The organism is Streptomyces sp. NPDC005492 (genome assembly GCF_040605995.1).
Classification (GTDB): domain Bacteria; phylum Actinomycetota; class Actinomycetes; order Streptomycetales; family Streptomycetaceae; genus Streptomyces.
Genome location: NZ_JBEXDX010000007.1, coordinates 13,968 through 25,917, shown reverse-complemented (window position 1 = coordinate 25,917; position 11,950 = coordinate 13,968). Strand labels below are relative to the sequence as shown.

Here is an 11,950-nt window from a genome sequence, read left to right as displayed (position 1 = left end):
GGGATCGCTCAGAACCTCTCCGGGAAGATCAGGGCGAGGACGAGATAGCCCAGCAGGGCGACGGCCACGATCAGGCCGACGCCCATTTCAAAATTGAATGCAGCCTCGGCGGTCACAGCTTCGTCACCCCCTTGGCGACGAAGGCCACCAGCGCGAAGACCGCGATCGTGGTGACGACGAAGGCCAGATCGGCCATCGTGAGCTCCTGGAGTGAGGTGCGAAGGGAACGGACACTTCGAGGTAACCCCGCCCGTGACCGGATATGACCGCCGTTGACGGGTCCCTTACGGCGGTGCGTACGCCTTTGACGGGACTCATACGGCGGGACCTCACCGGTCCTGCGGTCCCCGGCCGCGTTAGGGTGATCTCGGTGTGCCGGGAAGTCTGGTCGGCGGGGAGTCCACATGGGCTCGTCCGAGGCCCCAGGGGGACGGCATGCGCAGCGTCGGTACGGTTCTCGCTCTCGTGGTGCTGGCGACGCTGGTGGCGACGTTCGCCCGCCGGTGGCGCATCCCGGCGCCCTCCCTGCTCGTGGTCGCCGGCCTCGCCGTAGCGCTGCTGCCGGGTACGCCGTCGATCGAGATCAGCCCGGATGTGATCGGCCTGGTCGTCCTGCCGCCGCTGCTCTACGCCAGTGCCGAGGACATGTCGTGGCGCGAGCTGAAGGCGGTGTGGAAGCCGGTCGGGATCCTCGCGATCGGTCTGGTCCTGGCGTCCGCGGCGGCGGTGGGCTGGGTGGCGTCGCGGGTGACCCCGCTGTCCTGGCAGATGGCGTTGGTGCTCGGCGCGGTCCTGGCCAGCACCGACCCGGTGGCCGTCACCGCGCTGGGCCGCCGGCTCGCGCTGCCGCCCCGGGTCCAGGCGCTTGTGCAGGCGGAGTCCCTGTTCAACGACGCGACCTCGCTGGTCCTGTTCCGGGTCGCGGTGAGCATCGCGGTGGCCTCGGCGGCGGCCGACTGGGGCGCGGCGGGCGGTGAGTTCGTCGTGCTCGCGGGTGGCGGCACGGTCATCGGGGCGGCCGTCGCCTACGTCGTGACGCTGATCCGGCGACGCACCGAGGACCCGGTCCTGGAGACGGTGATCGCCCTCGTCACGCCGTACGCGGCCTACGTCCTGGCGGAGGGCGCCCACACCTCCGGCGTGACCTCCGTCGTGGTGGCGGGCGTGGTGCTGGGCGGTCGCGGCGACCGGCTCACCAACGCCCGCATCCGACTCCAACTGCACGCCGTCTACGGCACGGTGGTGTTCCTGCTGGAGAGCGTGGTGTTCTCGCTGATCGGACTCGCGCTGCCCGCCCAGGTGCGGGCGCTGTCCGACGGCGACCGCGCGTGGCCGCTGTACGCGCTCGCGGTGGCGGGCACCCTGATCGCCGTACGACTGCTGTGGCTGGCGCCGCTGTCGGCGGTGGTGCAGCGCAAGGGCGGGACGCACCGGGTGAACTGGCGGGTGCCGATGGTGCTGACCTGGGCGGGCACCCGGGGTGTCCTTCCGCTGGCGGCGGCCCTGTCGATCCCGGAGGTGACGAAGAGCGGCGCCACGCTCACCGACCGCCCGCTGGTGCTCGTCCTCACCACCTCGGTCGTGGTCGTCACCCTCGTCGTGCAGGGTTTCACGCTCGCACCGGTGGTCCGCCGCTCCGGCATCGCCCTGGAACCGGACCACACGGAACGCGAAGAGGCGTCCGCCCTCTGCCGGTTGGCGGACGCGGGCATCCGCCGCCTCGACGAACTCGCGGAGCTGGAGGCCGTACCCGACGTGGTCCTCGACCGCCTCCGCCGCGGCCTCAACGCCCGCCTCGACGACGCCCGCGACCGCCTCTCCGACGACAACGGCGTGGCCCACGCGGACTCCGCCGACCTGATCTACCGCCAACTTCGCCGCGACCTGATCGCCGTGGAGGCGGTGGAACTGCAACGCCTCTACGACGACCACGCCATCAGCGACACGACCCGCAGACGGCTCCAGCGGTCCCTGGACCTGGAGGAGGCGAGGCTGGCGGACGTCTGACGCGGCGAGGCTCCGGGCCGCCCTTCCCGAAGGCGCCGCGCGAGGCTCCCTCGGGCTCGCCGGGCGCGGACCCGGCAAGCGGCCGCCGTCCCGCTCCGGACCACCGGCCCACCTCGCACGCCGTAACGCTCGGTATCCGCCGAGGATCACCACCCGCCCGCGCCCCCCATACAGCGCAGCCCACCCCGGACCGGTCCCAGCCACCTCTTCCTGATGCGCTCCTGCCGTCCACCCCGCCAGTCTTAACGGAAGATTGACGCCCACGACCCCCTCATCCATGGGCCCACGCGTCACTCTCCGCTTACGCTGGTGCCGCCGTCCGCGTGATGGCCAGAAACCGCACGCTGACCCGCACCTCAGGAGCCCGCCGATGGCCACGACCGAACACCCTCCTCCCAGTCGCCTGCGCGTCTGGATGCTGGAGGGGCTGGCCGACATGGGCAAGGGCGGGCAGGCCGCGCAGACCGCGCCGGAACCCGAGCAGCACGCCCACCAGGGCCAGCGCTGGTGGCGGGTGATGTGTCTGACCGGCGTCGACTACTTCTCCACCCTCGGCTACCAGCCGGGGATCGCGGCCCTCGCGGCCGGACTGCTCTCCCCGGTCGCGACGATCGTGCTCGTGGTGGTCACCCTGGCCGGCGCCCTGCCCGTGTACCGGCGGGTCGCCGAGGAGAGCCCGCACGGCGAGGGCTCGATCGCGATGCTGGAGCGGCTGCTGTCGTTCTGGAAGGGCAAGCTCTTCGTCCTCACCCTGCTCGGGTTCGCGGCGACCGACTTCCTGATCACCATCACCCTGTCGGCGGCGGACGCCTCCACCCACCTCGTGGAGAACCCGCATCTGACGAACGCCCTGCACGACAAGCAGATGCTGATCACGCTCATCCTGGTCGCCCTGCTCGGCGCGGTGTTCCTGAAGGGCTTCCTGGAGGCGATCGGCGTCGCCCTGTACCTGGTGGCGATCTACCTGAGCCTCAACGTGGTGGTCGTGATCGTCGGCATGTGGCACGTGCTCACCGAGGCCCATGTGGTCACCGACTGGACCAGCGCCCTGACCACCGAGCACGGCAACGTCTTCGCGATGGTCGGCGTCTCCCTGCTGGTCTTCCCCAAGTTGGCGCTCGGTCTGTCCGGCTTCGAGACCGGCGTGGCCGTGATGCCGCACGTCGAGGGCGACCCCGACGACACCCACGAGAACCCCAGGGGCCGGATCCGGGACACCAAGAAGCTGCTGACGACGGCCGCGCTCATCATGAGCGTGTTCCTGATCGCCACCAGCTTCATCACCACCGTGCTGATCCCGGAGAAGGAGTTCAAGGTCGGCGGCGATGCCAACGGCCGTGCGCTCGCCTATCTCGCGCACCAGTACCTGGGCAACGGCTTCGGCACGGTCTACGACCTCTCGACCATCGCCATCCTGTGGTTCGCCGGCGCCTCCGCGATGGCCGGTCTGCTCAACCTGATGCCGCGCTATCTGCCCCGCTACGGCATGGCCCCGCACTGGGCCCGCGCGGTGCGCCCGATGGTGATCGTCTTCACGCTCGTCGCGTTCCTGGTCACCTGGATCTTCGACGCCAGCGTCGACGCCCAGGGCGGCGCCTACGCCACCGGCGTCCTGGTCCTGATGTCCTCGGCCGCGATCGCGGTGACCATCGCGGCCCGCCGCGCCCAGCAGCGCAACTGGACGGTCGCCTTCGGCATCGTCTCGGCGGTCCTGCTCTACGTCACCGTCGTGAACGTCATCGAACGCCCCGACGGTGTGAAGATCGGCGCCTGCTTCATCGCCGGCATCATCCTGGTCTCCCTGCTGTCCCGGCTGGCCCGCGCCTTCGAACTCCGCGTGACGAGCGTGCAGTTGGACCCCATGGCGGAACGATTCATCCGCGACATGGCCAGCCGCAAGATCCGCTTCGTCGCCAACGAGCCCGACAACCGAGACAAGGCCGAGTACCGCGACAAGATCGAGCAGATCCGCACCGACAACGACATCCCCGGCGAGGACTTCGTCTTCGTCGAGGTGACGGTCCTCGACGCCTCCGAGTTCGAGGCGGGCCTGACCGTGCGCGGTGAGGTCCTGCACAACCGCTACCGGGTGCTGACCCTGGAGTCCTCCTCCATCCCGAACGCCCTGGCCGCGCTGATGCTGCACGTCCGCGACACGACGGGCTGCACCCCGCACATCTACTTCGAGTGGACCGAGGGCAACCCCTTCGCCAACTTCCTCCGCTTCTTCCTCTTCGGCCAGGGCGAGGTCGCCCCGGTCACCCGCGAGGTCCTGCGCGAGGCGGAACCGGACCGCACCCGGCGTCCGCGCGTGCACACCGGCTGAGGACGGCACCGTAAGAGACACGACAAAATCCGGTCGCGCAGCGTAAGAGGCCCGTCAGCGGCCCACGCGGCGCACGCGTCGCGCCCTACGGTCGGCCTCATGCGGCACAGCACCCCACCACCGGACCCGGCCGGCGACCGCCACTGGCGCGGCGACGCCCAACTGGCGGCGGGCTGCGCGCTCGGCTTCCTCGGCATGACCCTGCTGGTCGACTGGGACGCGGGCACCCTGACCCTGGCCCGCGCACTTCTGTGGTGCGCCATGTCGACGACGCTCCTCGCCGTCCTGCTGCCGCACCGCGTCACCGCCGGCCCCGGCTGGCTCACCGTGGACAGCCCGCTGCTGCGGCGCACGGTGCACACGGACGCGCTGACCGTCGTACGGCAGTACGGCGATGTCTCCGCGCGTCTGGTCCTTCGGGACGCGCACGGGCAATGGCTCGAACTCGACCCCCGGGTCCTGGTCGCCAACCCCCTGCTCTGGCACGAACTGGACACGGGCATACGGCACTCGATGGAGCGCGGCACGCTGCGTCAGGGCACCGATGTCCGGCGTCACCTGGGCCATCTGATCGACGACGAGACGGCGCGGTCGGTCCTCAAGGCGTCGGGGATTTCCTGACCGCGTGCCGGGTCCTGCGCACCAGGACCTTCCCGAACCCGATCTGGCCGACGATCTCGATCCGCAGATCGACCGGGGCCCCCGCGTCACCGGGCCCACGTGTCTTGACCTTGCCGTAGCCGGTCACCAGGGAGTCGGTGTCCACCACGACACCCGGCCCGATGATCAGCCGCAGCTTGCCCAGGTGCATGTCCAGGTCGATGCGCAGGGTGTCCTGGGTGATCACCGCCTGCGTGAAGTCGAGCGTGACATCGCCCAGGTGCGAGACGATCTCCAGCCGGCGCGGCACCACCCAGCCCTCACCGCGCCGCGTCGAACTGCCGCGCTGCTCGATCCGGCCGACGTCCTTGACCTCCACCGCGCCCGCGCCCGCCTCCACCGTCACCGGCAGATCGGCCGTCAGGACCGCCAACTCCCCCAGTGTGCGGGCGGTCAGGGCCGCCTCCACGCGCTCGTCGAGCTCCTCGGCGGTCAGCCGTCCGTCGCCGGCCGCGCCGGTCAGCACGTCCACGACGCGGTCCCGGTCCGCATGCGAGGCCCGCAACCCGGTCGTGCCCGTCAGCTCACCCGACATACCCACACCCCCATCGACGCCCTGGCGCTATATCGCGTTATACCCCAGAGCCGATCCCCCGTCCACCGCCTCGCGTCCGTGGCCCAGGCCCTGTCGTCACATTTGCGTCTGCCCGGCGACGCCATGCACGCTCCCCCACTGCCTCAAGGGCGTGAAAGGTGCCCCCACTCGCCGCACCGGGCCCAGACCCAAGTACGTCCAGTACGAGGATCTGGGCCCGGCACGCCGAGAGCACGCACCTACGGCGACATCAGCCGCTCCCGCGTCGGGCACCGGGCCGCTCTCCGGGCGACGACGGGAATGCGACGACAGGACCTAGGGTGGCGCGTATGCAGTCCTACACAATCGGCCAGGCGGCGCGGCTGCTCGGCGTGAGCCCGGACACCGCACGGCGCTGGGCGGACGCCGGGCGGGTGACGACCCATCGGGACGAGGCCGGGCGCCGGCTCATCGACGGGGTCGCCCTGGCCGCGTTCTCGGTCGAGTTGGCGAAGGCGGGCGGTGTCGAGGAGGACCCCTCCTACACCTCGGTGCGCAACGCCTTCCCCGGCATCGTCACCGCCATCAAGCTCGGCGATGTCGCGGCCCAGGTCGAGATCCAGGCGGGCCCGCACCGGCTGGTCTCACTGCTGACCCGGGAGGCCGTCGAGGAACTCGGCCTGGAGGTCGGCATGGAGGCCACCGCCCGCGTGAAGTCGACGAACGTACATATCGACCGCGTGTGAGATGTGCGGTGGCCCCATCCGTCACTTGGTGACGGAGTAGGAGTGGGCGCCGGTACCGGCCAGCGCACCCCCGTCCACGATCAGGTACTCGTCACGGATCGGCCGCCCGGCGAAGAAGGCCTCCAGGATCTCCCGGGTGCCCGCCGCGTACCGGGCCTGTGCCGACAGCGAGGAGCCGGAGATGTGCGGGGTCATGCCGTGGTGCGGCATGGTCCGCCAGGGGTGGTCGGCCGGAGCGGGCTGCGGGAACCACACGTCACCGGCGTAACCCGCCAACTGCCCGGCGCGCAGAGCCCGGTCGACGGCGTCCCGGTCGACGATCCTCGCCCGCGCGGTGTTGATGAGATACGCGCCGCGCTTCATCTGCGCGAGCAGCTTGTCGCCGAACAGCCCTTCCGTCTCCGGGTGCAGCGGCGCGTTGATCGTCACGACGTCGCAGTGCGGCACCATGTCGGCGGCCGACTCGTGCCAGGTGAGCCCGAGTTCCCCTTCGGTCTCGCGCGGCAGCCGGTACCGGTCGGTGTAGTGCAGTGTCACGTCGAAGGGCGCGAGCCGCCGCAGCACGGCGAGCCCGATCCGCCCGGCCGCGACCGTGCCGACGTGCATGCCTTCGAGGTCGTACGAACGGGCCACGCAGTCCGCGATGTTCCAGCCGCCGTCGAGCACGACCTGGTGGGAGGGCAGGTAGTTGCGGACGAGGGAGAGCGTCATCATCACGACGTGCTCGGCGACGCTGATGCTGTTGGAGTACGTCACCTCCGCGACCGTCACACCGTGCGCGACCGCCGCGTCGAGGTCGACGTGGTCGGAGCCGATGCCGGCGGTGACCGCGAGCTTGAGGTTCTTTGCGGCGGCGATCCGCTCGGGGGTCAGATAGGCGGGCCAGAACGGCTGCGAGATCACGATGTCCGCGTCGGCCAGCTCACGGTCGAAGACCGAGCCCTCGTCGTCCTTGTCGGAGGTGACCACGAGGGTGTGCCCGGCGCCCTCCAGATAGGCGCGCAGGCCGAGTTCACCGGAGACGCTGCCGAGGAGATGCCCGGGCGTGAAGTCGACCGCCTCGGGGGTTGGGGTGCTCTGGCCGCCCGGATAGTGGTCGATCACGGGCAGGTCGTCGCGGGCGTACGAGGTCGGGTATCCGTCGGTGGGGTCGTCGTACAGGACACAGAGAACCTTGGCCATGTCGCGGCTCCTCAACTCCGTTGTCGGAAGGTGCACTTCACGATCCTCGGAGTGAATCGCCCTGGTCAAAGCGAACGTTGCTATGCCGGGATAGCCAGCTCCTATCAGCGGCCGTCGCCCAGGTAGGTGTGCAGCAGTTCGTCCAGCGCGTCCCGTACGCCCGCCTCCCTCGCGACCTTCAACAAGGCCTCCGCCAGCACGGATTGGGGCTCGCTGCGGGCGACGACCAGTCCGACGCGGGGACCGTGCGCGGGCCCGTTCAGCGGCACCACCCGCATCCCCTCGGGTACGTCGAACATGTGCAGCCACGCGTGCGAGATCACGCTGGACCAACGCCCGCCGGGCAGCAGCGTGTAGAGCCCGGCGACGCTGTCGGACTCGATCGCCGGGGACGCCGTGGCACCCTCGGCGGCGAAGCACTCGTCCATGATGCGGCGGTTGCGCATCCGCGAGTTGAGCAGACAGAGGGGCAGGGTGGCCGCCTGTGCCCAACTGGCCCTGGAGACGGCGCCGAGCGGGCCGTCGACGGGGGTCAGGAGGACGTACCGCTCCTCGTAGAGCGGGAAGCGGCGCACGTTGCGCAGAGTGTCGTCGTCCAGGTAGGTCATCGCCGCGTCCAGCTCGAACTCGGCGAGCCCGTGGGTGATGTCGACGGACGCCAGCGACTCCAGGGCGACCCGGGCCCGGGGGTGCCGTTCGCAGAACGGGGTGGTGAGCAGGGAGGCGGCGGGCAGCGCGGTGGGCACCACGCCGAGCCGCAGGGTGCCGGTCAGCCCGCCGCGCAGGGCGGACAACTCCTGGTGCAGGGCGTCCCGTTCGGCCAGGATGCGATGTGCCCAGGCCAGCACCACCTCGCCCTCCGGGGTCAGCCCCTCGTACCGTCTGCCGCGCCGCACGATCGGCACGTCCAGTTCGTGCTCCAGCCGCCGGATCGCGGCCGACAGCGAGGGCTGCGAGACATAGCAGGCCGCCGCGGCGCGCGCGAAGTGCCGCTCACGGGCGAGCGCGACGAGATACTCGAGCTGACGGAGCAGCATCACCAACCTTCCCTGGAACGTGCAGGGTAGGCACCGCGCCGTATCCCCCGTCCACCCGTATCGCACTGATCCCACTGATGTGCCGGGCTCCGCAACGGTCCTGCGGAAGCACCAGTTGCGGTCCCGTGCGGTCGAGCGGGGTGTCGTCGATGCTGACAGCGAGCAGAACAGGGGCATGAGCGAAGTCGGGATCGATCTCGGCCCACGACAGCAGCGCGTGGTGCCCGTCCGCACCGCTCACCGCGATGAGGAAGCGCAGCCGGTCCTTGCGGCGGACGGGGTCGAAGCCGGGACCGGCCGCGGACAGGACGTCGTAGAGGCGCGGTCCCGTGAAGCGGTGCACCTGGGTGCCGCTGGTGGCGCACTCGAAGCTGACCCGCACCCGGTGCAGCGGCCAGTCGAACAGGTCCGGCACGGTCAGCCGGGCGGGGCGGGCGAGGTCACCCGTCAGGTCGAGCTGCGCGAGCGTCACGAGCCATCACCTCCCGGGATGTGGTACCCGGACGGCAGTCCCGTACAAACGCACATGCGCACCACGCAAGCGAATAGTGCAGCTCATGCGATGTGACAGGAGACTTACGCCTTGCATATGCGGCAGTATCATCGCGGCACGGCTGTTGCGGCCGGGCAAGGGCGCGACGACCCCTTATCAGCAGAATCAGAGGAGTAGAACCGTGATGACCCGTTCCGCGCGTCGGACCCGCCGAACCCTTCAGGTGGCCGGCGCCGGCGCCGCCGCGCTGTTGGCCCTGAGCGCCTGCTCGTCCAACGACGACTCCTCCTCCTCCGCGGAGTCCGACACCTCGGCGTCGGCGTCCGCGTCGACGAAGCTGTCCGGCACCGTCACCGTCTTCGCCGCCGCCTCGCTCCAGGAGTCCTTCACCACCCTGGGCAAGGAGTTCGAGAAGGCGCACCCGGGCACCAAGGTCACCTTCAACTTCGGCGGCAGCGACACCCTCGCGGCCAGCATCACCGGCGGCGCCCCGGCCGACGTGTTCGCCGCCGCCAGCCCCAAGACGATGGCGATCGTCACGGACAAGGGCGACGGCGTCGGCACGCCGGCCACGTTCGTGCGCAACCAACTGGAGATCGCCACACTGCCGGGCAACCCCGACAAGGTGACCTCCCTGAAGGACCTCACCAAGTCCTCGCTCAAGGTCGTGCTGTGCGACAAGACGGTGCCGTGCGGCGCCGCAGCCCAGAAGGCGCTGACGGCAAGCAAGTTGAAGCTCACCCCGGTGTCGTACGAGGCGGACGTCAAGTCGGCCCTCAACAAGGTGGTGTTGAAGGAGGCCGACGCCGCGGTCGTCTACAAGACCGACGTCCACGCCGCCGGCAGCAAGGTGGAGGGCGTGGAGTTCCCCGAGTCGGCCAACGCCATCAACGACTACCCGATCACCCTCCTGAAGAACGCGCCCAACGCGGTCGCCGCCAAGGCGTTCATCGCGCTCGTGCAGTCCGCCGAGGGCCAGAAGGTGCTGTCCGCGGCAGGCTTCCTCAAGCCGTGACCCAGCAATCCGTGACCCGGTTCGGCACCTCCGACGCCGCGGCCGAGACCCTGAAGGGCGGCCCGCGGCGCCGCCGGCTCCGGATGACGGGCGGCGGAGTGCCGCTCCCCCTGCTGGTGCCCGCACTGGTGGGCCTGGCGTTCCTGCTCCTCCCGCTGATCGCCCTCCTCGTACGGGCCCCGTGGCGGTCCCTGCCACGCGAGTTGACGAGCACGGAGGTCTGGCAGGCGCTCCAGCTCTCCCTGCTGAGCGCGACGGCGGCGACGGCGGTGTGCCTGGTCCTGGGCGTGCCGCTGGCCTGGCTGCTGGCCCGCACAGAGTTCCCCGGCCGCCGCCTCGTCCGGGCCCTGGTGACCCTCCCGCTGGTCCTGCCCCCGGTGGTGGGCGGTGTGGCGCTGCTCCTGGCCCTCGGCCGCAACGGCGTCGTGGGCCAGTGGCTCGACTCGTGGTTCGGCATCACCCTCCCCTTCACCACGACGGGCGTGGTGGTCGCGGAGGCGTTCGTGGCGATGCCGTTCCTGGTCATCAGCGTCGAGGGCACCCTGCGCGCCGCCGACCCACGCTACGAGGAGGCGGCCCAGACCCTCGGCGCCTCCCGCTTCACGGCGTTCCGCCGGGTCACCCTCCCGCTGATCGCCCCCGGCATCGCGGCCGGCGCGGTCCTCGCCTGGGCCCGCGCGCTCGGCGAGTTCGGCGCGACCATCACCTTCGCCGGCAACTTCCCCGGCCGCACCCAGACCATGCCCCTCGCGGTCTACCTCGCCCTGCAGAACGACCCGGAGGCCGCGATCGCCCTCAGCCTGGTCCTGCTGGCCGTGTCGATCGCGGTCCTGGCGGGACTCCGCGACCGCTGGATGACCACCTCATGAGCGACCTCCGCACGACCGACACCACCACCCGGGACGAGGGCCTCGACGCCCATCTCGTCGTCGACCGCGGCACCTTCCGCCTCGACGTGACGCTGACCGCCGCCCCCGGCGACGTCGTCGCCCTGCTCGGCCCCAACGGCGCCGGCAAGACCACCGCACTGCGCGCACTGGCGGGACTCGTCCACCTGACGGACGGTCATCTACGGCTGGACGGCGCCATGTTGGACCGCACGCCACCCGAATCCCGCCCGGTCGGCGTCGTCTTCCAGGACTACCTCCTCTTCCCGCACCTCACCGCCCTCGACAACGTCGGCTTCGGCCCGCGCTGCCAGGGCGCGACCAAGGCGGAGTCCCGCGCGATCGCCGCCGAGTGGCTGGACCGGATGGGTCTCGCCGAACACGCTGGCGCCAAGCCCCGCAGACTCTCCGGCGGCCAGGCCCAACGCGTCGCCGTGGCACGGGCGTTGGCGACACGCCCGCGCCTCCTGCTCCTCGACGAACCCCTCGCCGCCCTGGACGCCCGCACCCGCCTGGACGTACGGGCCCAACTCCGCCGTCACCTCGCCGAGTTCGAGGCGGTCGCCGTCCTGGTCACCCACGACCCGCTGGACGCCATGGTGCTGGCCGACCGGCTGGTCGTGATCGAGCACGGCACGGTCGTCCAGGAAGGCGCCCCCGCCGACATCGCCCGCCACCCGCGCACGGACTACATCGCCCAACTCGTCGGCCTCAACCTCTACAAGGGCCGGGCCGACGGTCACACGGTCACGCTCGACACCGGCCCCGCGATCACCACCACGGAGGACCTCACCGGCGAGGTGTTCGTCGCGTTCCCACCCAGCGCGGTCACCCTGTTCCGCGACCGCCCCACCGGCTCCAGCGCCCGCAACCTCTGGCGCTGCGAGGTCACGGGCCTGGAGACCCACGGCGACCAGATCCGCGCCGCCCTCACCGGCGAACTCCCCCTGGCCGCCGACCTGACCACGGTCGCCGCCGCCGAACTGGACCTGCACCAGGGCGCATCGGTCTGGGCAACGGTCAAGGCGACCCAGACGCACGCGTATCCGGCGTAAGGCGAAGGGGCTCCCGCTGAAACACGGA

At 70.9% G+C, this 11,950-nt stretch carries 12 protein-coding genes; 7 read left to right on the top strand and 5 right to left on the bottom strand.

Going from position 1 to position 11,950, the window contains the following annotated elements:
* Window positions 1–8 precede the first annotated feature (8 nt).
* Window positions 9–116 carry a K(+)-transporting ATPase subunit F gene (gene kdpF / locus ABZT04_RS12055; RefSeq protein WP_356055764.1) on the bottom strand — a complete coding sequence of 36 codons (108 nt, stop codon included), beginning with the start codon at window positions 114–116 and terminating at the stop codon, window positions 9–11.
* 319 nt (window positions 117–435) lie between these two features.
* On the opposite strand from kdpF, the gene ABZT04_RS12050 reads away from it, so the two are divergent.
* From ABZT04_RS12050 to ABZT04_RS12040, 3 genes are all read left to right on the top strand, one after another.
* Entirely contained in the window at window positions 436–2,007 is a 1,572-nt protein-coding gene (locus ABZT04_RS12050) for a Na+/H+ antiporter (RefSeq protein ID WP_356055761.1), read from the top strand.
* 370 nt (window positions 2,008–2,377) lie between these two features.
* Window positions 2,378–4,333: an amino acid transporter gene (locus ABZT04_RS12045; protein WP_356055759.1), complete on the top strand. Its 1,956-nt coding sequence runs from the start codon at window positions 2,378–2,380 to the stop codon at window positions 4,331–4,333.
* A gap of 99 nt (window positions 4,334–4,432) precedes the next feature.
* Window positions 4,433–4,954: a hypothetical protein gene (locus ABZT04_RS12040; RefSeq protein ID WP_356055757.1), complete on the top strand. Its 522-nt coding sequence runs from the start codon at window positions 4,433–4,435 to the stop codon at window positions 4,952–4,954.
* On the opposite strand, the gene ABZT04_RS12035 is transcribed toward ABZT04_RS12040, so the two are convergent.
* Window positions 4,932–5,528, bottom strand: a complete 597-nt coding sequence (locus ABZT04_RS12035) for a DUF1707 domain-containing protein (RefSeq protein ID WP_356055754.1) — start codon at window positions 5,526–5,528, stop codon at window positions 4,932–4,934. The two genes, ABZT04_RS12040 and ABZT04_RS12035, sit on opposite strands and share 23 nt — an antisense overlap.
* Before the next feature lie 329 nt (window positions 5,529–5,857).
* Here ABZT04_RS12035 and ABZT04_RS12030 point away from each other — a divergent pair, with 329 nt between their 5' ends.
* Entirely contained in the window at window positions 5,858–6,253 is a 396-nt protein-coding gene (locus ABZT04_RS12030; RefSeq protein ID WP_356055752.1) for a helix-turn-helix transcriptional regulator, read from the top strand.
* A gap of 21 nt (window positions 6,254–6,274) precedes the next feature.
* On the opposite strand, the gene ABZT04_RS12025 is transcribed toward ABZT04_RS12030, so the two are convergent.
* The 3 genes from ABZT04_RS12025 to ABZT04_RS12015 form a co-directional block, all read right to left on the bottom strand.
* On the bottom strand, window positions 6,275–7,435 hold the full coding sequence (locus ABZT04_RS12025; RefSeq protein ID WP_356055750.1) for an NAD-dependent formate dehydrogenase: 1,161 nt from the start codon (window positions 7,433–7,435) through the stop codon (window positions 6,275–6,277).
* Window positions 7,436–7,539: 104 nt separating this feature from the next.
* Window positions 7,540–8,472 (bottom strand): LysR family transcriptional regulator, encoded by a 933-nt coding sequence (locus tag ABZT04_RS12020; protein ID WP_356055748.1) that lies wholly within the window; start codon window positions 8,470–8,472, stop codon window positions 7,540–7,542.
* Window positions 8,429–8,944, bottom strand: coding sequence for a molybdopterin-dependent oxidoreductase (locus ABZT04_RS12015; protein ID WP_356055746.1), 516 nt, complete (start codon window positions 8,942–8,944; stop codon window positions 8,429–8,431). Before ABZT04_RS12015 ends, ABZT04_RS12020 begins: the two co-directional genes overlap by 44 nt.
* A gap of 205 nt (window positions 8,945–9,149) precedes the next feature.
* Between ABZT04_RS12015 and modA the strand changes: the two genes are divergently transcribed.
* The 3 genes from modA to ABZT04_RS12000 are packed head-to-tail and all read left to right on the top strand — an operon-like array spanning window position 9,150 to window position 11,922.
* Window positions 9,150–9,980, top strand: coding sequence for a molybdate ABC transporter substrate-binding protein (modA, locus tag ABZT04_RS12010; protein WP_356055744.1), 831 nt, complete (start codon window positions 9,150–9,152; stop codon window positions 9,978–9,980).
* 11 nt (window positions 9,981–9,991) lie between these two features.
* Window positions 9,992–10,849 (top strand): ABC transporter permease, encoded by an 858-nt coding sequence (locus ABZT04_RS12005; protein WP_356056177.1) that lies wholly within the window; start codon window positions 9,992–9,994, stop codon window positions 10,847–10,849.
* Window positions 10,846–11,922, top strand: a complete 1,077-nt coding sequence (locus ABZT04_RS12000) for an ABC transporter ATP-binding protein (RefSeq protein ID WP_356055742.1) — start codon at window positions 10,846–10,848, stop codon at window positions 11,920–11,922. The genes ABZT04_RS12005 and ABZT04_RS12000 overlap by 4 nt, the downstream gene beginning before the upstream one ends.
* The last annotated feature ends 28 nt before the right edge of the window (window positions 11,923–11,950 follow it).

Bases quoted from the DNA above. Each gene is read 5' to 3' on its own strand.
- ABZT04_RS12045 (WP_356055759.1), top strand. From the start codon at position 2,378: ATGGCCACGACCGAACACCCTCCTCCCAGTCGCCTGCGCGTCTGGATG.
- ABZT04_RS12025 (WP_356055750.1), bottom strand. From the start codon at position 7,435: ATGGCCAAGGTTCTCTGTGTCCTGTACGACGACCCCACCGACGGATAC.
- ABZT04_RS12030 (WP_356055752.1), top strand. From the start codon at position 5,858: ATGCAGTCCTACACAATCGGCCAGGCGGCGCGGCTGCTCGGCGTGAGC.
- ABZT04_RS12050 (WP_356055761.1), top strand. From the start codon at position 436: ATGCGCAGCGTCGGTACGGTTCTCGCTCTCGTGGTGCTGGCGACGCTG.
- ABZT04_RS12020 (WP_356055748.1), bottom strand. From the start codon at position 8,472: ATGCTGCTCCGTCAGCTCGAGTATCTCGTCGCGCTCGCCCGTGAGCGG.
- ABZT04_RS12035 (WP_356055754.1), bottom strand. From the start codon at position 5,528: ATGTCGGGTGAGCTGACGGGCACGACCGGGTTGCGGGCCTCGCATGCG.
- ABZT04_RS12040 (WP_356055757.1), top strand. From the start codon at position 4,433: ATGCGGCACAGCACCCCACCACCGGACCCGGCCGGCGACCGCCACTGG.
- ABZT04_RS12000 (WP_356055742.1), top strand. From the start codon at position 10,846: ATGAGCGACCTCCGCACGACCGACACCACCACCCGGGACGAGGGCCTC.
- modA (WP_356055744.1), top strand. From the start codon at position 9,150: ATGACCCGTTCCGCGCGTCGGACCCGCCGAACCCTTCAGGTGGCCGGC.